Genomic DNA, 25084 nt, shown 5'->3' with positions numbered 1-25084 from the left:
CATCAACCCCGCTTGACCCAAACAATGTCATAGCCCAGCGCATCGGCCAGCTCCACGGCTTCGCCGTAGCGTAGGCTGCCACGCTTCAACTTACCGGACAAATTGGGAACGCTGCTGCTCCATCCGTACTCGTCTGCCAGAAAATCCACCACCTCACTCATGGTCATGCCCGCCCGGACGATGTAAGACTTGATCTCGTTTCGATACAATTCAGGCCTTTTCTTCTTCATATTTACATTTCCTCCATTCTTTTTTGTTCGTGATATGGTATAATTTGCTTGTTAAATAGCAAATGCCGTACAGTGCTTCGTGACAGAAACAGAGAATTTACTTTTCGCTCAGAATTTCCGTAACGATGCTCTGTCCATAAGGGACAGTACCCCTTTTCACTGTTTAATGCGGCTTTTTGTGAAATAACGAAAGCCTTCATTCTATGCCATACCCTGTACGCTGTTGAGTGCATCACTCGTTGGTATAGATGGCACCACAAAAAGAGTGGTTTTTCGCTGATTTCACATGGTTTGAATTTAACCCATGATTTTTGAGTGCCGTTCTGCCCGAATGTCGTTCCTGCCCGGATATCTTCCCGGCGTTTTCTCCCCGTTGGTACGCTCGTGCTTTTCGCAGTCATGGCGATACTTCGCTGGGGGACATATCCCATTCGGACGGTCATTCAGTTTTCAAGGTGCATCGGTGATTTACGAGTACAGTTTAGCGAAAAAAGATGCTCTCTCCCGTATATCCAAAAGGTAGGAAAAGAGCATAAAAATGCGTGGATTTCCACGCTTATGGAAATGGAGATGAAATATGCAACCGAAACTCACTGTTCAGGAAAGATTGAAAGATTTGCGTGTCGTAGATTTTGATTTGACGCTGGAAGAATTAGCAGAACGCACTGGCCTGTCCCGTTCCGCCCTGGGAAAATATGAATCTGATGAAAACGCAAAGGACATCAGCCCCTTTGCGATTCTGACACTCGCCAAGTTCTATGGCGTGTCCACGGACTATCTGCTGGGTCTGACAGAAAATAAAAATCACCCAAACACAGAGCTGAATGCTCTACATTTGAGTGATGACGCAATTACTGTATTAACCACCGGGAATTTTAATCACCGGCTGCTTTCTGAAATGATCTGCCATAAGGATTTTCAGCGCATGATGCTGGATGCAGAAATCTATGTTGATCGTATTGCGGATATGCGGATCACCAACATGAACGCTGCCATGGAAGCTGTCCGGCAATCTGTGATTAAGAAAAAAGGAAACAATGAGGAGGACTTGTATCTGCGCACTTTGGAACTGGCACAGGTGCAGGAAGATGAGTATTTCGGTCATGTAGTTTCCAAAGATTTGACAAGCATCCTCCATGATATTCGAGATACGCACCGTAAGGACGCAACCACTGCGGACGAGAATTGCGTTGCTCTGGAAGTGCAGAAACAATTACAGGATGCTATGGACTACAAAGGCAGCACCGAAGAAAAGAAAGCCCGTCTGTTCCTCGCCAACCTTGGCATTGACTACGATGCACTTACTATGGAGCAGTTTGCAAATCTGATTGAAGTGTTGAAACTGTCCAAGCACATGAACAGCCCGATCAGCCAGCGTGGTAAAGGCAGTATGACCCATGGTAAGGGGAAAAGAAAAAGGAAGTAACTCGGGTATAAAAGTAGAAGGGACTGGTGCAAATCCAAATTTTGCAACAGTCCCTTTTTTGATAATTATAAGATTGTGTTAAATATGCTGCTCATAAATACCTGTGCATGATAACCGCCACTTTCACCGACACCTTCAACCAATTTGTAGTTCTTTTTTAGTATGTCGAATAGATTTGTCATTTCAAAGCATGAATGTTTAGGGAAGTTCATTAGATTAAAGATAAACTTATCATCGGACAGTTCGTAAACAACACCTTCGTCAAATGTTATTTTTCCGGTTCTAATATCCTTCATTCCCAGCAGATCAGAACTAAAGTCTCGTTTTACAAAATAAATATTCCAGTTACCATTGTATACCGTAGAGTCGTCATCTCTAATAAAATCTATAAAATCGAATGCTTCACCTGCAGCCTCAGGAATTGAGAGAAATTTAGCGTAAATCGCCTTAATGATCTGATACTTGGTATGTTGTTGAAAACCATTTATCGATTTGGGAGTTCCATCAAGATTAAAAAACCTTAAGTATGCTTCATCATACTTTCCTAAGAATGTATTGCATTTACGGCATAAAGTTCTGGCGGTTCTCCCTTTGGGAAATAGAGATGTTGATAACTGAGTGTCAAAAATATCTCCAGTAATATTCTCAAGAGTTTCCCCGTGATTCAACTTTTCTCTAATCTCAGCATGTACACTCTCCGAAGTAAATGTATCAAACATTTTGCCGAGATCAACAGCAACAACATCTTCATTTCCTGTGTTTCGTGCAGGGTAGTGTTCCTCACTCATATCACTGTCAGAATAATAATTGCCGCATAATCTGCACCTGTGTTGTTTTTCGTCAAAAACTACCATGAGATACAATCCTTTTCTCTTCATCTGTAAACCTTGAGCAATGTGCCGATAGGCTGCATTTAGCTTTTTCTCTCAGAACGGCAAATCCTCATTTCCGGTTTCCGGTTCAAAAATTCTAGGTTGTTGATTCGGGGACTCAGAAAGAACGGCAATCAAATCTACAATCCGCTGATAAAGCTCATCGAAGGTTAGTATCAACACATTGCTCAGACTATTACGGAAATTTTCAAAAGCCGCAACTTGCCCTGGGGTTAGCGAAGCCATTTTCCCGATAATTACAACGCATTTTGGGGACAGGACTTCAAAAGGCTCCGAACTCTGATGACACAGAGAATAATACTCTTTTGTAAGCTTGTCTCTGTAATTTAGAACTTGGTTTATGGCTCCGCTCAATTCATAGCTAAAGCTGTATGTACCTCGATACTGGTTTCCGATAAGTTCAGTACATGGTGTTTTAATCTCAATCAACGCCACATTTTGAGACAGACTGTTCTGATAAATGAAGTCGCATAGATTACCACCGCTGTTGTTAATTCCTTTGCCGCCAACATACGCTTTATCTGCAAATATCGTACAAGGACAGGCAAAGATTTGAGCCAATACCCACTGATGTTCTTTGAAAACAGTAGTCTGCCAAAACTCCTCACTATCATTTTCGAGATTGTCTTCCATGAGCTTTGCAACTCTTTGGAGTTTTTCGATATTCAAAGACGTTGTCAGGTGTTGCAGATTTTCATCTTGCAACTCTGTCAGACTCCGTTTCAACGATTCCAAAGAACTTGTCTGAGTGATGAGACGAAGCAGTGTTTTTACAAGATCATAGTTTTCTTCATTGCCAATCATCCGAGCCGCAGAAGGGTCATTCTGGATGATTGAAAGGAATTGGCGAAAACTGCTGTCTACTCTGGTGTAAGTAGCTGAACCATACGGGATTTCGCCCATGTCTTCATACAGCGCATACAGCCGCTTCAAACCTTGGTAAAGCTCATATGTTTCACTTGTGCTCAGATTGAGTTCCATCCAATCTCCGACTTTGACAGAGCCACGAGAAATCTTCACCACTGACCCGTTGTCATCGCTCGGAAAGGCGGCATCGTTTTTCCGTTTCTTTTCATATAGAAATTTTCCAGAAACAGATTTATGGGGGTCTTTCTCGTTATCTACCAGCGTTGGACAGAACTTGAACCGGATCATTTCCGTCTGGCTCAAGACTACCGGTGACGCATCCGCTGTGACAGCAGAGGTGGATATAACATCAACTGTATCAGTTGTCATATCATGAACTTTCGGTATATGTAGGCCGATTTGCAAATCAATTCCACCCTTCACAGCTTGATAATAGTATTTGTCATCCTCTTCCTAACCGGCGTGTCTGCATCTTTTTCCAGATAGCACGGCATTTACGGCATATCTCAGGATCGATCCCCAATGTATCTACAAGTAGTTCTTTGTCAACAACATCCAGCGCAAGTTCAATGTCTTCATCATTGCGCACTATAGCGTCAATATGTGCAAGCAGCTTGTCCCTTAGTGCAGGATCAATCCTTTCCACTTTGGGAAGTAAAATGTTGCCCATCTCACCAGGTAAGATTTCAAGAACACCTCCACCATAGCTTCGTCCGCAAATCTCGGTGAACGCAAAAGAGATGCTGTTATAGTAGGCAAGAAGGACATTCTCTGGATCAACGCCATCGTTAAACTTCATGCGGTGCATAGTGTCTGTTGACACTGCATCACATTTATTCAGTACAAATTTAGGATAGAAATTATTTCTTCTTAAGAAAAACGCATCCGGAACCCATACAGAAGGAACAATGTACCATCTTTCCCGGATGGAGCATTTGTAGCCCTCGTGTTCGCCATTCGCTTCGCCGAGTGAAATGTACTCTTTGTGCTTGGCGGGATATTCATCGTATGGAATCTCAGGGAAGCTGATTAGACGGGCACGCTTTCCAGCAATTTTGTTTTTCTCCCAATCTTGTGCTGTGAAATATATTCCATGTGCATGAGAACTCCTGCCAATCAAAGGAAGGGTTACTTCACTTAACTGATATTGCTCAGATGTTTCTTCCGTAATGGAGAAGTAGCCATTATTGCCTGTTGTAATTCCAACATTGATAATTCCATATTCGGAAAATTGGGCAAAGCGTTTGTCTGCACGAAGTTCCTGAATAAGAGACATTTCCTCTGCGTTTACGAAATATTTTGTCCATTTTTCCTTGACGTGCTGCAACTTTTGAAATCCATTTTGAGATAGATCCAACTGAGCAAAACCGCTAAGATTATTCATTTCAATGATGCGAATACCCTTTTCTTCTTCGCCTTTCTCGCCAATAAACACAACGACTTCTTGCTCGATATCAGGGAACACAAGCTGTTCAAATGTGATCAGAGTAATTTTCGCAAGATTATTGGCCAAATATAGGCGCAGATCCTCCGCATACGCAACTTGAAGTATCTCAGCTGGAATAACAAACGCTATCTTACCTTTTTCGGACAATAGCTGTACACAAGCTACGATAAACGCAACCCATGCATTTATCAATTTATTCGCTTTCATACCATGCGAAGTCAAAATTTGAGACTGCATTTCTCGCTGGCTTTCTTTCAGATATTGATAGCGAATATAAGGGGGATTGCCCAAAATCAAATCGTACTGTTCCTTGCCGAGAACACGATTATAGAAGTCGAAAAAGTCTTCGGTGCATACTTCGATTTGTTCAAATTCAGAATACCTATCACGAACTTTATCGGCTTCGTCAGGTTCGATTTCAACAGCTGTTAGTTTATCCACCTTATTCAGAAGATTAAGGTTCTGTAGCGCATCAAGAAATACTCCATCACCGCAACTTGGTTCCAAGACGGTAGAGATATTTTGAGACGCAAAAAGCTCCACCATAGCATCCGCAAGCTGCAATGGCGTATAATACGCTCCTCTTAGTTTCTGCTCTGAACTATCCTTTTTGAGTCTCATCGTTAATACCTCGCTTAATAATCGAGTCTATACACCCGATCAATCAATCCCTGAATCTCAGAGATAAGTGTTTCTTTCTGTCTCTGCAACAGATTTGCAATGCGCTTTGCGGGACGTCCAGACAGTGCATCATTGATTTCGTAAATCTCTCGACTTGCTGCTACCACTCTGTCGTGAATGGCTTTCTGTTCTTCTACGGCAAAATCCAACTCAACAAAGGGTAGTGTAGAGAGAACGAATGTACCACGAGCAGTAAATCCGCCTTCAAAATCGCTGCCTACGATCTCCAAGATTCGCTCTGTAATGGGGTTTGACAGCCATGCCTGAATGTATTCAAGTGCGTATGGACTACCATCTTTTTTGCTAACTGCACAATATCCAGCAGTACCACCTGACGCAATCAGAATATCATTCGTATCCATCGCATACATGGGTTCTTTGCTCAACACGCCAACTATCAATTTGGGCGTGTTAATAAAGGCGGTCAAGGCTTGTGTTCTGCCATACTGGTACCATGTATCTGCGGTGGCGTTTGGAACGTTACGAGTTCCATCACGGGAAACACACTTAGGAACCAGACGATCATAATGCGCTAAGAGATAAGCGTATGTTCCCGGATAACAGCTTTGCATCTCATCTATGCGGATAAGATGTCCGTTGTTATCGTAGGGGAAAATAATCTGCTTGTCAGTCGCAAGAATACTATACGAATTCAGGCCCTTCTCAGCCTTTTTGGTTGGCTTAAAATAAGGGCGAAGCAAGGCCTTCTCAATAGTATAATTATTGCCATCCCTGCTGATTTCAACAGTATCGGCATATTCGGCCACAATTTCATCTGAGGAGAACCAATATATAGGCGTTGGCCTTTCTGCACTTGTCTGAATACCGTTAAATATCTCTGCGTGTTTTGTAATGGGGACAGATACTTCATCCAACCTCTGGAGCATTGTCAAAAACTCAAAGTCAGTTGTCAATCTCCATGGCAGCTTGTTCAATACGGAAGAATTAAGCTCAATGGAACTCACTTCTTCTCCTGCCCACAGTTTGTTAGCAGAATCAACGCTGCTGTAAACAAAACTTGTCTGCTTCGCCTTGGAAAGTAAAATGATCGAGCTGTAAATGGTTTTATCCTCAAACAGCTGTGCATCTCCAAAGTCATCCAGACTGACGAGCATCCGTTCTTTTGCAATCAGGTTGCGCAACTTCTCGCCAGCGCCAATTTTGAAGAATTTATTAGGTACAATATAGCATACCAAGCCATTTTCGTTGATCTTATTGATAGCCTGCTCTATAAAAATAAAGTATTTGTCGAATTGCTTGTGCGATGTCTTATATTTCTTTTTATAGACTTCTACTTCGGCACTCGGCAATAGGGCGTGCATCCCCTCGGTATTCACATACGGAGGATTGCCGATAATTACATCAAATCCACATCCATTGTTAATTGTGCTCCAGTCAAAGGGAGCAATCTCCATCATCTGACGGTTGGCACCGCTAATGCCATTCAATTCAGTTTGGCTGACAAGGGAGTTTCCAAATTGAATGTTGTCACCCAGATCAGGAAGAATCGGAACAACTTCTGATACAGAAGGTGCGGTTTCATCTTCAATCAACTTGATTAACAAAGAGAATTTAGCAACTTCGACCGCATGGATGTCAATATCTATGCCGTAAATGCAGGAGCAAAGAATGTCTTTTTTCTCTTGAAGGGGCAGCTTATACAAGTCAATACCCGTTTCAATCAAATGATCTGTTTGCCCATTGCAGATATACCATTGCACACAGTAATCCTGCAAATAGGCAAATGCCTCTTCCAAGAAAATGCCAGAGCCACAGGCAATATCAGCCACACTGATATTCAAAATCTCAGAGGGAGTCTTTCCTTCACACACTTTGGAAAGCGTTTTATCGACCATGTACTTAACGATTTCTGTTGGTGTTGTAACAACAGATCTGTTCTGGCAATCTTTCTTCTTGCCAAGACCAATGGTATTATTTTCGAGCAGAACTAACTGTTCGGTTAAGAATATCTCGTAAATCTTTCCAAGCAAATTAGGCTCGATAATATTAAACAAATAAGGGCTTTGAGGGTAATACAAATCCTCAATCATGCCTTTAATAACTTCGCAGGAAAGATCAAAAATAATGTCTTCGCCGGAAAACATTCCAGAATTGTAGCGCCGGTCAGCCGAACGGAACAATTCCTCCAGTTTGGGTTGCAGTTGATCGGCATCTGTAATGGTATCCTTCAACTTGTGATACAGTGGCAGATTCTTATCTTCGCAAATTCTCAGGAAGACAATTTGGTTAATAAACTCCTGCACAACATCGTTTAACACTTCCAACGACGCATAGCGGCCACCCTGAGCATACAGTTCGTTGCTAAGAGCCACACGCCATTCGTTGATTTGAGAAAGAAATAGTGTATCAACCTGCTGGGTTTGCCCTCCGGTTGCGGGGAAGTTTGCATCCAAATAAGCATCAAAATCACCAGAGTAAACGGTGTCTCTCGCAATCAACCCTACAATCTCATCAATCTTTTCTACATACTCAGTATAATGGTACAGCCGGTATCTTGCTACAGCACATCCATCATCTTCGTGAGCAATATGGCAGGTATCGTAGATTGCCAGATATTCAAAATTTGTGAGAACAGCCAGACGATGCTTTGCGTTCCAGCCGTACTTTCTGGTCTGAATAGCTGGATCTGCATCTCTGGTAATATCTACCGCAGGCTTCTTTGCTTCTACAAAGAATTTAGGCACACCTCTGAGCGTAATGGTATAGTCAGGGCGGTCAGTTCGAGTGGAGTAATTCTCCGCAATAACTTCTCGATATTGGGGTGCCAATCCTTTTTCGTTTGCAACATCCCAACCCAAGAGCTTTAACAGAGGATCAATATATTCAATTCTGCAAGAATGCTCATTGTAAGCATTTCTTGCGTCCTTATAGAAGTCGATGTTAGCATGAAAACGATCTACAAGGTTCTGCAATTCAGTCAGGTTAGTCATTGCTGTACGCTGCCTTTCTTTTATCGTTTGTCGGCTTTTCTGCATTTTCTGGAATGATCCAAATTCTACTCATGCGAGTAGCACCGTCAATACGATTCGACTTGCATAGAATTTGAACTTGTCTGGGAGTGATTCCCCACTTTACAGCAGCTTCCTGGACTGTAATATATCCATTCATAACAAACACCTCGCAAATCACAATACAAAAAACCACTATAATTATATTCGCTTAAACGAAATAAATCAAGTGGTTCCACAAAAATAACACGCCGTCCATAGGGGATTCCCATAGGCGGCGTGTTGCTCAACTATCTAAATATTCGATTATTCTTCCATGACCTCAACCATCATCCTGGCACCCAGCTTGAAGCTGTTCTGGAAGATCAGGCAGTCGGTTATGGTCTGGAACTCATGGACGCAGTCCGTGTATTTCTCAAACAACTCTTTCTGCCCATCCGTCATGGTGGCTTTGAGTTTTTCTTCATTCCTACAGATCAATTCCTGTAGCTTCTTGTACTCCTTGGAAGAAGTATCGTACTCTGTCGGCTCGATGTTTCCATACCAAAATTCTTCCAATAGCCTCATGCCTCATCCTCCCCATAGATCAGTCCCTGGAGGATGATTTCCTCTGCCCGGTTGCGGATGCTGTTCATGGCACCAACCCATGCCATTTGGTTATCTGCTTTCAGTTCCTCCGTCACGCCCTCAGATGCCTTCATCTGCTCGATAATCAGGGACAAACGCTCCTGCGCCTGCTCGTTCAGATCAGCCAGATATGTCCAGAGTTGACCGCTGAGAACAAGATCATTAAAGAGGATTGGGCAATGCTCTTTGAGGTAGTCCCGGTGCATCCGTCCCCATTTACCAATGGGGCGCTGCTCCTCAGAGGACAGGGTAAGAACCGGAATATAATAATCGCCAATGTGTTCATACCAAAGGCCATTACTTTCATCATAAATGTGTTTCTTCATCTCAGTCATGGTATTGATTTCCTTATTCTGGTGTTAGAATCGCAAGTCTGACTCTCCAGAAATATTGGTAAATCTTTGGTAAATTTGAGATTGAAACACAAAAAACGCTTAAAAACGGGGCTAATGAGACGATATGAGACTTTTCATCATGCCCGGCAAATCCTGCCGTGGCAGATAAATAAGATTTTTGTCATTTTTGTTCCCCTATCTTCATTTTGACTGTACCGCTATTTTACCATATTCCCGCTTCAATTTCCAGTGTAAACAGAAGCCTCCGAGTGCGCCCATATCTCCGAAACCTACGCCATCATTATGCGGTTGATTTCGGAGTGGTCTTTCCCCACAAAAAAGCAGCTGCTCCTTGTTAAAAAGAGCAGCTGCTTTTCTATGGGATTTGAGTGAAAACTTGTAAGCAAATTAAGAATCAAGAATATTATGGATACCCTGCTGAACGGTTTCATAGTCTTTTTTTAAAGACGCCAACCGTTCGCGCCCGGCATTTTCGATATGATAAATCACACGCATGCGGGAACGCCCCGTGCTCATGCGCGTTACGACCTCCTCGCCGGTGATGTACCCATCATCCGCCAAGCGGTACAGAAGCGGATAAAAAGATCCCTCCTGCACTGTAATGAAGTCTTTGCTTCGCTCCTTGATTTTCTGCACAAGCAGGTAGCCATATGCGTCTTCTTCACACAGCAAAAACAGCGTGAGCATTTCTATGGAGCCTTTTTTCATGGTATCAATAGCCATATTGGGAGTCCTCTCCTGACAAATAATAGTCTACAATAAATTAAACCGCAAGCCAATACCTATTTTTAATAAAGTGTATTAATGAACTAGCTTTCATGTGCTATGATGACAGCACGCAGAACATGCGCAATTTATACTGTTTTAAAGATTTATATATCGGCATTATTGTCTTAGTTGTCAAGCGGCGCGGCTTCTTCGGACACGTCTTCCGCTTCGGCTTCAACGGGCAGCACCGCAAGCAAATCGAGCAGACCGGTACGATCATATTAACCGAAATGTTCCTAAAGAAAAAATGCCCCGCAAAGCACTTAGCAAAATGAGCAAAGCGCAGATACGCCATTTTCGTGCGCCTGCGCTCTTATTTTCGTATTTACTTTCTGAAAAGCTTATCCAGCGTCTTGCCATCCTTACTTTTCCATTCCACCCAACCGTTCGCACTTGTACCGAGGACGAACATAGCGGCCGAGCTCGGCGACGAAAACGACATCGATTTGTTCAGCACATATTCGCTGTTTACATCGGTCACGTCTCCGTTTTTCAGAGCTGATCGTCTCTGGCGCGCAATGGTCGGTGAAAGGCTTTTATATTCCGTGCGCCCGATACGCGAGCCCTCCAGCACCTCGAACCGCTCGCCGTCATACACGCCAAACGCTTCTATGCCGTTACGTGTTGTATGTAAAACCGTTTCTTCGCTCTGCATCGCTTTTGCATCGTTCATTTTATAGCCCAGCGTCGCCATGATGAACTGAATTTCATCGTAGACTTCCTCCACAGTGGCAAGGTCATATTCGTCGATCTCATATTTCGGCACAACACTGTTTTCCACCGTGTAGCGCTTGGATTCCTGCGCTTTGATGATCGCGTATTTTTCAAGCCCGCTGATCATATCCAGCGTAAAGGTCTTGCTCTCCGCCAAAAACATGATGGCTTTGTTCCAAAAATCTTTCGAGCGATTGTGGTCGTCCAGCCGCAAAATGCCGTTGCGCGTCTGACCGATGTAAATTTGCGCGATCCTATTGTCTTCGCTCTCATTTATTAAATAATAAATGCCGTGCCGGTTGATGCCCGTAATGTTCTTCGCTTCGGAAAGCAGTGGGCGCGGTATCACATACGTCGTCATGGTAGATAAACTGCGGCGGATGGAGCGAATACCGTCCGGCTGTCCGTTGTGATAAATCGTTTCAAGCTTTTTGCTGATGCCCATAGTGTTTTCCTCTGCTCACCCATCAAATTCAAGTTTATATATGTATTATACCACATAACATACTTTCGCGCCAGTGCCAAACGCATATTATATGAAACTTCTGTAAATTTCGTCCCAAATAAATTGCCGCACGTTTTTAACGCCACACCAGCCGCTGTCCGACGAGCGCGTATACATCGAGATTCCTGATGTCGGCATGAAATCTATGATGCCAAAACCATGACCGTCCTCGCCTCTGTGCCGGACGGCCTCATAGAGAGCCTCAACGCACAGCTCATTAAAATCAAAAATAAACCGCACCCTAAAAGAAAAAAGCTCTGCCGCGCACCGATTTGATGCCGACAAAGCCTTTTTCTCGTTTTAGGGTGTTAAATGAATCTGAAATACATGCCTGCACTGCCATAATTGCAGTAGTGCTCGTCCGTCGACATGACATCAGCCTTGCTGATCTCTCCCGTGATCAGTTTTTCGCACAGCACTACCATATCCTGCACAATCTCGAGCCGCAGCGGGTTATAGTAGACCGACCTGCCCGCAAGGTAATCCTGCTGGTGCTGCTCGTCGCAGCCGTTTTCCTGAATGGAATGCCCGCCGAACCACGCATAATCGCGCAGCGCCTCCGCACGCGGCAGGAAGCACTCAAGGTTCTTTTTGTAGCTCTCCAAGACCTTATACATGTCTTTTTCCGGGCAGATCATCAAAACGATATACCCGGAGCCGATGGCGTCGCCGGTAAAAAGCGCCTTGTAGTGTGCGCACGCGAACACCACGGAGTTTTCCGTGTGCCCGCCGAGATTCAGCACATCCACCGTCACACCGCCGCCGAGGTCGATCACGCTACCCTCGTCAATAGGTACAAGCTGCGGGTATTTGCCGCCGTCGGAAAGCGCCGCCGCAAAGCAGTTTTCGTCTTCGCGGATCTTCTCCACATCGTTTTTGTGCAGATATACTTTTTCAAATCGGTCGATGCGGAACATGTGGTCGCGGTGCGGGTGCGTAATCGCAACCTCGACCGGCAGCCGCGTCAGCTTCTTCACGGTATCGAGCAGGTCGCCCTCGCCCATGCCCGTGTCGATCAAAAGCGCCTTGTCCCTGCCCTCAATGAGGTAGCACGTCGCCGTAAAGTAGTCATCTATCCGCCAAAAACCGGGCTTTATCCACGTCACTTCAAGCTGCGTGCGTCTATCCTGCTTTAGCAGCCAACGAACAATTTCCCCGTCCGCAAAGACATTTTCCCATGCGTTTTCGGGGTTGATCTCCGTGCGCTCCACCGTTTCGGAGCCTGTTACGCGCAGACTCATCACAAGCTTTTCCGCGTCTGCAAGCACCTTGCCGTCTGCGAGCACATTGCCCTCACCCGCGAACGTATACACCTTCAGGGGCATGAATTTTGCCGCGCGTACTTCATAAGGGTCTGCGTGCCCGCCGAGAATCGCCGCCGCGCTGAAGCAATGCGACAAATGCGAAATCAGCCGCCACGCCGCGTCCGCGCAGCTTTGCGATACCGTGAGCGACAATTTACATTTGTCGATGATGCCCGTCGTCTGCCATTCAAAAACCAAGCTCTGCACCGCTGTTTCGGGCAATATACCGCCCGGTAAAATCAACGCGGTTACCTGTGCTTCTCCGCAATGCGGCTCGAGTTTACTTAAACAGCTTTCCGCCTCCGTTTCATTCGAGACAAGACACAGCAGCGTCGGCTTCCCGCCGCCCAGCTCCGCGCCGTTCACGCACCACTTGAGCACCTGTCCGTCAAACACTTTTTCAAAATAACGCATACCTTTTCCTCCCCGTTACAATGATCCGCTATTTTGTGAATAAAACAAAAAGACTCCACATTTCTGCAAAGTCTTTCATGGTCGAGGTGAGAGGATTTGAACCTCCGGCTTCTACGTCCCGAACGTAGCGCTCTACCAAGCTGAGCCACACCTCGATATAAGCCTTGAATACTCAAGGCCATTTGGCAGCGGTACCAGGATTTGAACCCAGACAAACAGAGTCAGAGTCTGCTGTGCTACCATTACACAATACCGCTATCTGTTTCGCTGTCTTTCTTTCGTTTCGTTTGTTTCCGTCGGACAACGTAATCTATTATAGCAGATATTCGGGAAAAGTCAACCCTTTTTTCAAAAAAACTTTAAAAATTTGAAATTTATTTTTCGAGTGAGAATTAAAACGCGCAAAAAAGCGCGGAATTATGCGGTTTTTTGCCTTTTCAGCCGTTTATGGGCTCTGTCAAAAAACACGCGCCGAATGCCTTCGGCATACGCTTTGCGGCATTTTCCGCCAAGCTTTTTTCAGAAAAAATTCCAAAAACCGCGGAGCCGCTGCCGGTCATCAACGCATTTAACGCCCCGTTTTCGCACAGATATTTTTTTATCTCCTGCACAACGGAGATTTGCAGCGCGTCGTCAAACCGATTTCCGAGCGCGTTTGCAATTTCCTCAATCGAGCGATGCTCTACCGCGCGCACCATACCCGGCGTGTAGCGCATGCCGCCGTCCGGCACGTTATCGCACGCACGGTACGCTTCCGGCGTGCTCACGCCCACGTCCGGCTTCACAACGACAAGGTAACACTTCGGTATCTCTGCCAGCGGCAGCAACTGCTCACCAATGCCAAGGCAGCGATATGTGCCGTTTAAAATGCAGAACGGCACATCTGCACCAATGCGCAAACCGAGATACAAAAGCTCTGCCGTATTGAGCGGCTCCTCCCCCGCTTCTGCGCACAGATGATTCAATAATTTCAGCACGGCTGCTGCATCCGCACTGCCGCCGCCCATGCCCGCCTGATCCGGGATATGCTTTTCAATATAAATATCTGCGCCGAACGGCACACCGGTAGCGTCAAAATAATACTGCGCAGCCTTGTATGCCGTGTTGCGCCCGTCGCACGGGATGTGCGGCTTCGAGCACTTGAGTATAACCTCCCCCGTATCGTTCAGCGTCACGCGCACACGGTCGCAGAGAGACACGGACTGCATCACCATGTCGACCGTGTGGTAGCCGTCCTCGCGCCGCCCGGTAATATCGAGCGATAAGTTGATTTTTGCATACGCATTACATTCGGCTGTGTTCATATTCAGTCCTCCCTCATAGGTCAAACAGTGAAAACCGCTTGATATTGATGACGTGCTTCGGGCACATTTCGTGGCAGCAGAAGCAATGAATGCACTTGCTGTACTCGATGTGCGCCTTGTGCTCCCGCACCGTTATGGTGTGCTGCGGGCAGCTTTCCGCGCACTTGCCGCAGCCCACGCACTGTGCCGTGTTGATCTTCGGGTACGGCGTTAAAATTCTCTTTGCAAGCGGCTGCATGAACTTCGGAACGCGTGTCGTAAAATCGATGCTGCTGGAGCGTGCACGCTTAAAATCGTGTACGACAATATTCTCAAAATCGTCACCAAGCACTTCGATCTCCGAAAGCTTTCCCGCACAAAGTCCGCGCTCCTGTGCGTTTTTGAGCACCAAAATTTCTTCGGGCTTCATATCGATGAGCTTCGCGCCGACCATATCCGCTTCGTAGGGACTTTCAGACCCCACAAGTGCGCCGACAAAGCGTTTTTGGCCGCCCGTAGGTCCATCGCCCTCCATGGCGTCTATCGCATCTATAATCGAGAAATCCGGGTGCACATATTCACACAAATCGACGAGCATTTCCGCAAACGGCTCTTTTTCCGGGTAACGGCTGTGCAGCTCCGGCTTTAATAGCCCCGGCACCACACCGAAGAGATTCTTCACCGCGCCGGAATACCCCATCATGCCATGGGTCTTTAACTTCGCAATGTCGATGACGAGCGTCTCGCGCGGCCGCGCGAACAGCTCTGTGACGGTCAGCGTATTGCAGCGCTTGCCCTCCGGCAGCTGCACTGCCGTGCTCTTACACGCTGTATATAACGAAAAGCCGTATTTTTCCGCCGCTTCCGTATAGCCGCACGCGCGGAACGTGCCTTTCATGATAGATGTATTGTACGGCCCGCCGCCGCTTTCCGCCACCAGCACGTCCGCGCCCCGCCGCAGCAGGCAAATCGCGACCGCAGCCGTCACATTCGGGTGCGTGATGATGGCCTCCTCCGGCGCAGAGCGCATGACGAGATTCGGCTTCAAAATAACGGTCATATGCGGTTTTATGCGGCCATAAAACGCCGAAGCGGTGAACATTGCATCCACCGCTTCGGTCAGCCGTTCTATGTCATAATCCGCAAGCCGCTTTACATACGCACTCACTTTAACTCCTTCAAAAATGCGCCGATGCGGTTCAGCGCCTCTGCAAGGTGCTTGATGGAATACGCATACGAAATGCGTACAAAGCCCTCACCGCACGCACCGAATGCCGAGCCCGGCACCACCGCGACGTGCTTGTCGTAAATAAGACGCTCACAAAATTCATCGGACGTCATGCCGGTGGACTGAATGGACGGGAACACGTAAAACGCGCCCTCCGGCTCAAAGCAGGTAAGGCCGAGACGGTTGAGCCCGTCCACAATCAAACGGCGGCGCATGTCGTACTGGTCGCGCATTTCGGCAATGTCGTCATCACCGTTTTTCAGCGCTTCGATCGCCGCGTACTGTGACATCGTCGGGGCACTCATAATGCCGTACTGGTGCAGCTTCGTCATCGGGGAAATAATCTCCTTCGGGCCCGCCGCGTAGCCCATGCGCCAACCCGTCATCGCATATGTCTTCGAGAAGCCGTTGATGACGACGGTGCGCTCCTTCATGCCCGGCAGCGACGCAATGGAGACGTGCGGCTCGCCGCCGTAAGTCAGCTCACTGTAAATCTCATCGGAAAGCACGATGAGGTCATGGCGAATGATCACTTCGCTCAGCGCTTTCAAATGCTCGCGGCGCATCACGGCACCCGTGGGGTTATTCGGATACGGGAAAATAAGCACCTTCGTCTTGTCCGTAATGGCGTTTTCAAGTTCTTCGGGCGTCAAGCGGAATTCGTTTTCCGCTTTCGTTGCGATGGAAACCGGCACGCCGCCCGCCATACGGGTCAGCGGGTCGTAGCACACAAAGCACGGCTCCGGGATAATAACCTCATCGCCCTCGCCCACAAGGCAGCGCAGCGCCATATCGATAGCCTCGCTGCCGCCAACGGTGACAAGAATATCGGTAGCTGCGGTGTATTCCAGGTCATATTTGCGCTTTAAAAAGCGGCAGATCTCCTCGCGCAGCGCCATCAGGCCGCGGTTCGGGGTGTAGCGCGTTCTGCCCTTTTCCAGCGTCGTGATACCCTCCTCGCGGATATGCCACGGGGTGAAAAAATCCGGCTCGCCGATGGAAAGGGAGATCACGTCCTCCATTTCGTTTGCAATGTCAAAAAAGCGGCGGATACCGGAGGGCTTAATCACGCGCGCACGGTCGTTCAGGTATTTGCTGTAATCAATCACAAAGGTTGCTTCCTCTCTCGTCAATCTCATCGTAGTCGGTGACAAAGTCCACGCCGCCGTCCTTATATTTCGTCAGAATAAAGTGCGTGGCAGTGGAGAGCACACCGTCGATCGGCGCGAGGCGCTTTGCAACGAACATCGCGATCTCAGACATGGTATTCGCCGTAACGGTTACGGCAAGGTCAAAGCCGCCGGACATCAGGCAGACGCTTTCCACCTCGGGGAAGGCCTTTACGCGTGCGGCAAGCTCATCAAAGCCGGAGTCCTTCTTCGGCGTAACGCGCAGTTCAATGAGTGCACTTGCGCGGTGCACATCCGTACGCTCCCAGTTGATGAGCGTGCGGTAGCCCTTGATGACGCCGTCTTTTTCAAACTTATGAACGGCGGCCGCCACTTCGGCTTCGGTCATATCCAGCATAACGGCAAGCTCCTGCACGGTCAGCTTGGCATCATCCTGCAAGAGCTTTAAAAGCTTTTCCATTTTCTTATCCATGGTGTTTTATCCCTTCTGTTTTTATTTTGCAGGCCTGCTGTACCTTTTGCAGCAGGCAGTGTAATCTGTTTTATTCGATTGGCACCTGCACCGGCTTGCGCTCTACAAACACGGTGTACTCCTTGTAGCCGATGTCGCTCAAAAGCTCCATGGCTTCCTCTACGCCGCTTGCAATGTTCTCCGTGCGGTGTGCATCCGCGCCGATGGTGACAAGCTTACCGCCAAGCTCCTTATAGCGCGAATAGACTTCGCGGTCGGGCAGCTTCGGCGCATCCGTGCGCAAAATACGGGAGGTGTTGAACTCCAGCGCGATGTCCGACTTGATGAGCGCTTTTAAAACCGCGTCCAGCTCGTCCTGATACGGCTTGTAGCTGGGCGTTTCCCCCGCCTTACACATGTAGCGCAGCGGGTAGGTGATGTGCGCCAGTGTATCGAACTTGCCCCACTCCACCATTTCAAGGCTCTCCGCAAAGTAGGCGTGCAAAGCGTTGTCGATCTCCTGCTCGGTGGGATTATGCTCGCCGATGTGGTAAAAATCGTCGTGATCGCGAATGTTGTGCAGCGAACCGATCACCACGTCGTAGTCGCGCCCCGTAAGCGCATCGTGTGCTGCGTTTAGGTCCTGCAGGGGCTGGCCGAGCTCAATGCCGCGCAAAAGCTTCAAATTCGGAAAACGTTCCTGATTTTGCAACAGCTCCGCATAGGACTGACGTACGACATCGTAATACCGTCCGCCGGGAATGTGCGGCACGTTCATGTACTGGTTGCACTCGCAGTGGTCGGTCACAGCGTAGTAAACCAGACCCATCTCGATGGCGTTCATGCACATATCGCGCATGTTGCGGGTGCCATCGAACGAGCAGTTGGAATGGCTGTGACAATCGGATATATTTTTGTAACGCAAAAGATCATCCCCTTAAAGCACTTCGACCTGTATGCTCAAAACAATATACAAATTGATTTTAACACAATAAAAATCATTTTGGAATACCCAAAGCACAAGTTTTGCAACTTTTCGCCTAAAACCGCATTGTAAAGCGATGTGAAAGCTTCTTCCGATTTCTCCGCACCGTACCTTTTTGATTTTTACACCGCTATTTCCTGCAAAACACCTTTTAAACCTTGACAGCGCCCCACATTTGATAGATAATAAAGAAATAGAAAACCACAGCAAAGCGCTTTTATGTTTTGCAGGAAAGGGTAGGGTCATTTTATGAAAGCAGTCATCACCGTAATCGGAAAAGATATGGTCGGCATTCTCGCGAAAGTCTCCACCGTATGCGCAGAAAAAGGCATCAATGTCATTGAAGTCACACAGTCCATCTTGCAGGATATGTTCGCCATGATCATGATCGTAGACATCAGTGCTGCGACCGTGCCGATCAGCGAGCTCTCCGATGAATTCGATACGCTTGGCGAAAAGCTCGGCCTGAAGATCCATGTTATGCACGAGGACGTTTTCAACTCCATGCACAGAATCTAAATCTATTACCGAAAGGCCGGGAATGAAACTATGATCGATACACATGATATTCTGGAAACCATAAATATGATCGATAACGAGAACCTCGATGTGCGCACCATCACGATGGGCATTTCGCTTCTCGACTGCATCGATTCCGATATTGATAAGGCCTGCACGAAGGTCTACGACAAAATTTGCAGCTATGCCGAAAACCTCGTCAAGACCGGCGAGGACATCAGCCGCGAGTACGGCATTCCGATTGTGAATAAGCGCATCGCCGTCACGCCCATCGCCATGCTGGCGGGCGCAAACCCCGGTGCAAGCCCCGTTCGCTTTGCAAAGGCACTGGACCGCGCCGCAAAGACCGTCGGCGTCAACTTCATCGGCGGCTATTCCGCGCTCGTGCATAAGGGCTTTGCCCCCGGCGATTACGCTTTGATTGAAAGCATCCCGGAAGCACTTGCGGAAACGGAATTCGTTTGCTCCTCCGTCAATATCGGCTCTACAAAGGCCGGCATCAACATGGACGCCGTAAAGAAAATGGGTCACATCGTCAAGGAAGCCGCCGTCCGCACCGCGGACCGCGACTGCATCGGTGCGGCAAAGCTCGTCGTGTTCTGCAACGCACCGGAGGACAACCCCTTCATGGCGGGCGCTTTCCACGGTGCCGGCGAGCCGGACTGCGTCATCAACGTGGGCGTTTCCGGTCCGGGCGTTGTGCGCGCAGCCATCAAGAAGGCAAAAGATACCGATAATATCACTGAGATCGCGGACATCATCAAGAAGACCGCGTTCAAGATCACGCGCATGGGTCAGCTCGTCGCGCAGGAGGCTTCCCGCCGTCTGTGCGTGCCGTTCGGTATTGTCGACCTCTCCCTCGCCCCCACACCGGCTATCGGTGACAGCGTAGCGGATATCCTTGAGGGCATGGGCCTTGCGCAGTGCGGCGCACACGGTACCACAGCTGCACTGGCTCTGCTCAACGACGCTGTGAAAAAAGGCGGCGTCATGGCGTCCTCACACGTTGGCGGCCTTTCCGGCGCGTTCATCCCGGTCAGTGAAGACGCCGGCATGATCGCCGCAGCAAAGAGCGGCGCGCTTTCCATCACAAAGCTTGAAGCCATGACGGCGGTCTGCTCCGTCGGCCTCGATATGATCTGCGTTCCGGGCGACATCACCCCGGAGATTATTTCCGGCATCATCGCGGACGAAGCTGCCATCGGCATGGTCAACTCCAAGACGACCGCCGTGCGCCTCATTCCGGCCATCGGCAAGAAGGTCGGCGAAGAACTGAACTTCGGCGGCCTGCTCGGCTGCGGCCCTGTTATGGAAGTCAATACGAATTCCCCGGCCGTGTTCGTCAACCGCGGCGGCCGCATCCCCGCCCCGCTGCAGAGCCTTAAAAACTAAAAAACATAAAATTCAGTTTTTCGTTCATACTATCCTCGGTGAGCAAAGCGTTTTGTCTTTGTTCTCCGAGGATTTTTTATCGCCTGCGTTCGATTTTCGCCATCGGTCGGGTGCAGGCGAATGCAAAAAGGAGCAGAGTATATGCTGGACGTCATCGCTTTGATTTTGACGGTGATCGGCGGCATCAACTGGGGCCTGATCGGAATTTTCCAGTTTGATCTCGTCGCATGGCTTTTCGGCGGACAGGGCGCCGTTTTGAGCCGCATCATCTACACACTCGTCGGCATCGCCGCCGTATGGTGCATTTCCCTCCTGTTCAGGGACAATGACCTCATTGAAAAGTAAATGCACCGCAAAAAGCCGAGACACTTCGTTTTGAAGCGCCTCGGCTTTTGTTGTTATATACGTCGGTTAAAAGTTTTGTCTGAAATACGCACATGCGCCGAGCAGGCCGGCGTTGTTGCCGAGTGCAGCGGCCTCCACCTCAAGGTCTTTTGCGAACTGCTCCATCGCGCCGTTCAAAATCTTCTCGCGAAGCGGGCGGATAAAATGTTCGTCTTCCCTTGAAATACCGCCGCCGATGAGCACCATTTCCGGGTTGAAAATGTGCACAAGACCGATGATTCCAAATGCGATGCTGTCGATCCAGCTGTTCACCGTCGCGCTGACGTCTGCGTCATCGAGGTGGTCAAAGATCACCTTGCCGTTGACGTCTTCTGCCGGTACGCCCAGCTTTTCGAGCAATGCAACATTCTCCGTAAAACGGCGCACAAGCGCGCCCGTAGAACCGTAGCGCTCAAAGCAGCCGCGGTTGCCGCACGGGCACTCCACACCGTCAAAATTGATGATATAATGCCCGATTTCGCCACCGATGCCGCGTCTGCCCTGAATGAGGCGACCGTTTTCGATGATGCCGCCGCCAATGCCGGTGCCGACCGTAACGACAAGCACGTTCTCCTTGCCCTTTGCGCGACCAAACGTCTGCTCGCCGAGCGCCGCTGCGTTCGCGTCGTTGATGACGGTTACAGGCAGATGAAACCGGTCTTCCAGAATTTTCTTCACCGGGCTGCCGAGCCAGTCGCCGAGCTGTGCACCCACGCCGATAACCGTGCCGGAGTTCACATCAATCTGCCCCGTTGCCGAAACGCCGATGCCCTCGATTTTCACGGGGCTCTTTTCGAGAACTTCTCCCGCAAGGTTCGCAACCGTCGTCATGATGGACGTTTTGTAACCGTCAAAGCTGACGCTGCGCGTTTCGGAAAGCAGAACTTTGCCGTTTTCGTCCACAACGCCGATCTTCACAGCCGTGCCGCCGATATCAATGCCTAAAAGCGTACTCATGAAATGGCCTCAACAAATCTGCGGGTGATGTCACGCGGGCGCGTGATGGCCGTGCCGATAACCGCTGCGTGCACCGGGTAAGAGAACACCTTCTGCAGCTGGCCGCGCTCCCAAACACCGCCCTCCGCGATGACCGGCACGTTCAGCTCCGTCGTGATGCGGGAAAGCAGATCGTAGTTTGGGATAGCCGTGCCCTTCGTCTTTGCCGTGTAGCCGCACAGCGTCGTGCCGACAAGGTCAAAGCCGATCTCCGCCGCGTGCTTGCAGTCTTCATAGCAAGAGCAGTCTGCCATAAAGAGCTGATTCGGGTACTTTGCGCGCGCTTCCTTGAACAGCGTGTCAAGATCAAGGCCGTTCGGGCGCGGACGGTCTGTTGCGTCCAGCGCGATAATCTCCACGCCGGTCGCCGCCAGTGCATCGATCTCCTTCATCGTCGGCGTGATATATACATCACTGTCGTCATATACGCTCTTGATGATGCCGATGACCGGCAGGTCAACTTCCTTTTTGATGTCCACAATATCCTCGCAGGTATTGGCACGAATACCCACAGCACCGCCCTCTTTTGCGGCAAATGCAAGGTGGCCCATAAAGTGGTAGCCGTAAAGCGGCTCATCCGGCAGCGCCTGGCAAGAGACAATTACGCCGCGGTGAATCTGGTTTAAAATTTCCTGATTTGTCATAAAAACGCGTCCTTTCGTTTTTGAAAACATCCTGTATCTCTATCTTAGTCCGCTTTGTACGTTGCCTTGAGCCCAATTTCAAACATACGGCTCCACGGCAGGAAAATATCTTCCACGGTTACTTTGTCCGCAACAGACGTCATTTCCGTCTTTACAAATTTGCGCAGCTCCTCCAAAACGGCGTTGGCCGCCTTGCCGCGCTGCTCTTCGCACCAGAAGTACGTCATGCCCCACTGCGGCAGAATGTGCTCCGTCACGTAGCTGCGCACGACCGCACCGTAGCCGAAGTCCTCGATAAAGCGCTCCACAAGGAAGTTCTGCTTCGCTTCGGTATTATTCTGGTACATATTGTTCACAATCATCGCGAGCACCGTGCCCATGGAGTTTGAAGAGGTGTTCCAGCCTGCATAACCTGCAAGCTTCATCAAAACACCCTGCTTATTGAGCACGCGCAGAAGCTGCAATTCGCCGCCGTTCGTGTAGGCATTGTCGAGGATCGCCGTCGGAATGCCGCGCTTCAGGCAATCGTTCACAAAGTACAGAAACTCTGCCATATTGCGCTCCACATCATAGTTGATGTTATTCGCCGGCTGATTTGCGGCTTCTTCCATCTCGTTTGCCGGAGCGGTGATGCCCATCACAACGTCGGCGTCGGCGAGCGACGGCACAGCGATGCAGCCCGCCGCCATGACGTGGTACTTTACGGTCTCATTGAGACTTCTGTCCTCGTAGTTCGGGATCAGCTGCGGCGCCAGCGTGGACGCATACTTGAGGTATACGCGTGGGGTGTTATTCTCGAGCGCGTTGATGGCGCGGGAGACAAGCACCATGCCGAGCTCATCGGCGCCCGGGTACAAGATCACACGGTCATTGAGCACCTTCTCGTCGATCCTCGCGCGCACGGTCTTCTGGTCCATTGCGGTGTAGCCGTACTTTGCGGAATCGTCCTGCGGGATGATGAGAAAATCAATCGTGCCGTCCTCCACAAGGTCGAGCGTGCGGATATTAAAGCTGCCGTTAAACGCGCGGCGGTCAAGATAGTCTTTAAGCGCCGCGGGATCTACCTTCGCTTTCAGCTCAGAAAGCTCGTCCGCGTCACCCATGCCGAGCTTTTCGAGGTGCGTCAGACGGCCAATATGGTGAATCTCTTTGCCGTAAAGCTCATAGTAATCCGGCTCCTCATCGTCGGAGGAATACTTCGGGCAGCGCATGATGCACTGAAAAGCGTACAGCTTTACCTGCGGGTTCTTTTCGCGCAGTTCTTTTAAAAGCATCAGACGCTCCAAAACCGTCTCCTTGGAAAGATGGTGCAAGCGCGAGGGAATCAGGCCGCCGTACAGCAGCGTATCGATGGAAATGACCGCCGCGTCTGCCTTTTCGATATTTGCGAGCAGGAAATCGTGGATGAATTCATAAGACGCCGGGGTCTTCTTCTGACCGAGACGCTCCGGGCGAATGATCGTATACTTTTCGCCGTTGAAAATTTTGGACGGGAAATCAAAGTTGCAGGGGCGCTCGTCGAGCGGCAGCAAAATAATATTTTTCATGGTAGTCTCCTTTTATGCGTGGATGATCTTCCACGCACGTGTGTTGATGTTCTCCAGCTTCACGTCCGCACCGCCGCCGATGTACAGGCCGCAGTCCTCCGGCACTTCAAAATCGACCCTGCCGGGTGCAAAGTCAAACACATTGCCCTTGAGCGGCAGGTTCTTAGACGGCTTACGGGTGAAGTCAATGTTTCTGAGCTCCACTTCGCGGATGTTGCCGTCCACGCCGTAAATGCCCATGGCGTTCTCGCCCATGCAGGTCACGCCGTCAATGTACACGTTGCGGATGGCGCAGTCGGTCTCGCGGTGTGGGTCCTGCTCTGCCGGGATAAGGTAATCGTGCTTTACAGCCATCATGAAGATCGGCTCGCCGTTGCCCCACCAGTTGCCGGCGCGTACACGCGTGTCAACAATCATGTTGCTGATGCGCACATTCTCCACAAGTGCGGACGTATCGTTGCACATGAAGCAGATGCCGCGGTTGCTCTCCTTGATGATACAGTTCGTGATGGTCACGTTGCGGATATGACTGTAACTGTAGCCGATGACAATTGCCTTCGAGCAGGAACGCAGCACGCAGTTCGTGATGACGATGTCCTCGCACGGTTTTGCCCAATCCGTAATGCCGGAAAGCGCAATGCAGTCGTCGCCGCTCGAAATATGGCAATTGGCAATAATAACGCCTTTACTGCTCGCAATATGGATGCCGTCGTCGTTCGGCACGTTGAGGCTGGTGTCAATCGTAAGGCCAAGCAGCTTTACATTCTCGCACGCGTTGAAGCTGAACGTCCAGCACGGCGCGTCGATAACCTTAATGCCGTGCACAGTAACATTCTTCGCATTGTGGAAGAAGATGCACTGGCTCGGGCGCGTGCCGATGGGGTATGTGCATTCGGCTTCCTGCTCCTTTGTGAACGGAACACGGCTGCTCGGTACGTTCATCACGCTTGTATCATAAAACGATGTGCCGGAAAGGTCAATGGTGCCGCTGCCGTCGATAGTCACATTGTCGTGGTCACGGTTGATAAGCAGGGCACGCAGCACCCCCATTTCATTGTGGATAAAATCCTGTGCAGGGTAGTCGTCGATATTCGTAGAGCCCTTTAAAACAGCGCCCGGCTCCAAATGCAACGATGCACCATTCAAATGGATTGTACCGGTAATGAACACGCCGCCGGGAACGAGCACGGTCTCGCCCGTCTCCCCTGCGCGGTCCACAGCCGCCTGAATGGCTTTTGTGTTGACGGTCTTGCCGTCAGCCACCGCACCGAAATCTCTGATATTTAACATTATCTCTTTCCCCAATTCTCTTCAGAGTTCATAT

At 49.2% G+C, this 25084-nt stretch carries 23 protein-coding genes and 2 tRNA genes; 4 read left to right on the top strand and 21 right to left on the bottom strand.

The window, feature by feature from the left end; translation table 11 throughout:
- Positions 1–2 precede the first annotated feature (2 nt).
- Positions 3–230, bottom strand: a complete 228-nt coding sequence (locus ACLTX1_RS01540) for an LLM class flavin-dependent oxidoreductase (protein WP_308449612.1) — start codon at positions 228–230, stop codon at positions 3–5.
- Positions 231–807: 577 nt separating this feature from the next.
- On the opposite strand from ACLTX1_RS01540, the gene ACLTX1_RS01535 reads away from it, so the two are divergent.
- Positions 808–1656, top strand: a complete 849-nt coding sequence (locus ACLTX1_RS01535) for a helix-turn-helix transcriptional regulator (RefSeq protein ID WP_343285047.1) — start codon at positions 808–810, stop codon at positions 1654–1656.
- A 65-nt stretch (positions 1657–1721) separates the two neighbouring features.
- Here ACLTX1_RS01535 and ACLTX1_RS01530 read toward each other — a convergent pair whose 3' ends face one another.
- From ACLTX1_RS01530 to ACLTX1_RS01455, 16 genes are all read right to left on the bottom strand, one after another.
- Positions 1722–2510: a hypothetical protein gene (locus ACLTX1_RS01530; protein ID WP_308449610.1), complete on the bottom strand. Its 789-nt coding sequence runs from the start codon at positions 2508–2510 to the stop codon at positions 1722–1724.
- A gap of 72 nt (positions 2511–2582) precedes the next feature.
- The gene (locus ACLTX1_RS01525) at positions 2583–3785 is read right to left on the bottom strand and encodes a DUF4263 domain-containing protein (RefSeq protein WP_308449609.1); all 1203 of its coding nucleotides are present in this window, start codon (positions 3783–3785) and stop codon (positions 2583–2585) included.
- A gap of 73 nt (positions 3786–3858) precedes the next feature.
- Entirely contained in the window at positions 3859–5484 is a 1626-nt protein-coding gene (locus tag ACLTX1_RS01520; protein ID WP_343285046.1) for an Eco57I restriction-modification methylase domain-containing protein, read from the bottom strand.
- A gap of 14 nt (positions 5485–5498) precedes the next feature.
- The gene (locus ACLTX1_RS01515) at positions 5499–8495 is read right to left on the bottom strand and encodes an Eco57I restriction-modification methylase domain-containing protein (RefSeq protein ID WP_308449607.1); all 2997 of its coding nucleotides are present in this window, start codon (positions 8493–8495) and stop codon (positions 5499–5501) included.
- A gap of 324 nt (positions 8496–8819) precedes the next feature.
- A complete protein-coding gene (locus ACLTX1_RS01510; protein WP_308449605.1) occupies positions 8820–9080 on the bottom strand; it encodes a DUF6809 family protein in 261 nt (86 codons plus the stop codon).
- The gene (locus ACLTX1_RS01505) at positions 9077–9475 is read right to left on the bottom strand and encodes a TnpV protein (protein ID WP_308449604.1); all 399 of its coding nucleotides are present in this window, start codon (positions 9473–9475) and stop codon (positions 9077–9079) included. The genes ACLTX1_RS01510 and ACLTX1_RS01505 overlap by 4 nt, the downstream gene beginning before the upstream one ends.
- Before the next feature lie 408 nt (positions 9476–9883).
- Positions 9884–10219 (bottom strand): PadR family transcriptional regulator, encoded by a 336-nt coding sequence (locus ACLTX1_RS01500; protein WP_412330369.1) that lies wholly within the window; start codon positions 10217–10219, stop codon positions 9884–9886.
- A gap of 370 nt (positions 10220–10589) precedes the next feature.
- Positions 10590–11423 carry a GIY-YIG nuclease family protein gene (locus ACLTX1_RS01495; protein WP_308449602.1) on the bottom strand — a complete coding sequence of 278 codons (834 nt, stop codon included), beginning with the start codon at positions 11421–11423 and terminating at the stop codon, positions 10590–10592.
- 368 nt (positions 11424–11791) lie between these two features.
- Positions 11792–13201, bottom strand: a complete 1410-nt coding sequence (locus ACLTX1_RS01490; RefSeq protein WP_412330368.1) for an MBL fold metallo-hydrolase — start codon at positions 13199–13201, stop codon at positions 11792–11794.
- Positions 13202–13279: 78 nt separating this feature from the next.
- A tRNA-Pro gene (locus ACLTX1_RS01485) sits at positions 13280–13356 on the bottom strand.
- Between the two features lie 28 nt (positions 13357–13384).
- Positions 13385–13458: transfer RNA gene (locus ACLTX1_RS01480), tRNA-Gln, on the bottom strand.
- A 180-nt stretch (positions 13459–13638) separates the two neighbouring features.
- Positions 13639–14505, bottom strand: a complete 867-nt coding sequence (gene ispE, locus ACLTX1_RS01475) for a 4-(cytidine 5'-diphospho)-2-C-methyl-D-erythritol kinase (RefSeq protein WP_412330367.1) — start codon at positions 14503–14505, stop codon at positions 13639–13641.
- 13 nt (positions 14506–14518) lie between these two features.
- Positions 14519–15652, bottom strand: a complete 1134-nt coding sequence (locus ACLTX1_RS01470; protein ID WP_412330366.1) for a DUF362 domain-containing protein — start codon at positions 15650–15652, stop codon at positions 14519–14521.
- Positions 15649–16818: a pyridoxal phosphate-dependent aminotransferase gene (locus tag ACLTX1_RS01465; protein ID WP_412330375.1), complete on the bottom strand. Its 1170-nt coding sequence runs from the start codon at positions 16816–16818 to the stop codon at positions 15649–15651. Before ACLTX1_RS01465 ends, ACLTX1_RS01470 begins: the two co-directional genes overlap by 4 nt.
- Positions 16814–17302 carry an Lrp/AsnC family transcriptional regulator gene (locus ACLTX1_RS01460; protein ID WP_395591429.1) on the bottom strand — a complete coding sequence of 163 codons (489 nt, stop codon included), beginning with the start codon at positions 17300–17302 and terminating at the stop codon, positions 16814–16816. The genes ACLTX1_RS01465 and ACLTX1_RS01460 overlap by 5 nt, the downstream gene beginning before the upstream one ends.
- Before the next feature lie 82 nt (positions 17303–17384).
- Positions 17385–18218, bottom strand: a complete 834-nt coding sequence (locus tag ACLTX1_RS01455) for a histidinol-phosphatase HisJ family protein (protein WP_308449598.1) — start codon at positions 18216–18218, stop codon at positions 17385–17387.
- 309 nt (positions 18219–18527) lie between these two features.
- On the opposite strand from ACLTX1_RS01455, the gene ACLTX1_RS01450 reads away from it, so the two are divergent.
- The 3 genes from ACLTX1_RS01450 to ACLTX1_RS01440 all read left to right on the top strand — a co-directional run bounded on the left by ACLTX1_RS01450 (position 18528) and on the right by ACLTX1_RS01440 (position 20534).
- Positions 18528–18797 carry an ACT domain-containing protein gene (locus ACLTX1_RS01450; protein ID WP_176820475.1) on the top strand — a complete coding sequence of 90 codons (270 nt, stop codon included), beginning with the start codon at positions 18528–18530 and terminating at the stop codon, positions 18795–18797.
- Between the two features lie 30 nt (positions 18798–18827).
- Positions 18828–20189: a PFL family protein gene (locus ACLTX1_RS01445; protein WP_176820474.1), complete on the top strand. Its 1362-nt coding sequence runs from the start codon at positions 18828–18830 to the stop codon at positions 20187–20189.
- 141 nt (positions 20190–20330) lie between these two features.
- Complete coding sequence (locus tag ACLTX1_RS01440; protein ID WP_176820473.1) at positions 20331–20534, top strand: DUF378 domain-containing protein; 204 nt, start codon at positions 20331–20333, stop codon at positions 20532–20534.
- Positions 20535–20600: 66 nt separating this feature from the next.
- On the opposite strand, the gene ACLTX1_RS01435 is transcribed toward ACLTX1_RS01440, so the two are convergent.
- From ACLTX1_RS01435 to ACLTX1_RS01420, 4 genes are read right to left on the bottom strand one after another with little or no spacing between them, the layout of a single operon-like run.
- Positions 20601–21530 (bottom strand): ROK family protein, encoded by a 930-nt coding sequence (locus tag ACLTX1_RS01435; RefSeq protein ID WP_316687512.1) that lies wholly within the window; start codon positions 21528–21530, stop codon positions 20601–20603.
- Positions 21527–22213, bottom strand: a complete 687-nt coding sequence (locus ACLTX1_RS01430; protein ID WP_176820471.1) for an N-acetylmannosamine-6-phosphate 2-epimerase — start codon at positions 22211–22213, stop codon at positions 21527–21529. The genes ACLTX1_RS01435 and ACLTX1_RS01430 overlap by 4 nt, the downstream gene beginning before the upstream one ends.
- Before the next feature lie 44 nt (positions 22214–22257).
- Positions 22258–23760, bottom strand: a complete 1503-nt coding sequence (locus ACLTX1_RS01425) for a DUF4127 family protein (protein ID WP_412330365.1) — start codon at positions 23758–23760, stop codon at positions 22258–22260.
- A 12-nt stretch (positions 23761–23772) separates the two neighbouring features.
- Positions 23773–25050 carry a glycoside hydrolase family 28 protein gene (locus tag ACLTX1_RS01420; protein ID WP_412330364.1) on the bottom strand — a complete coding sequence of 426 codons (1278 nt, stop codon included), beginning with the start codon at positions 25048–25050 and terminating at the stop codon, positions 23773–23775.
- Between the last annotated feature and the right edge of the window lie 34 nt (positions 25051–25084).

Origin of the sequence: Hominenteromicrobium sp., assembly GCF_046974225.1 — a bacterium.
Lineage (GTDB): Bacteria > Bacillota > Clostridia > Oscillospirales > Acutalibacteraceae > Hominenteromicrobium > Hominenteromicrobium mulieris.
Note: the sequence above shows the minus strand (reverse complement) of the source record. Positions and strands in the feature narration are given on the sequence as shown.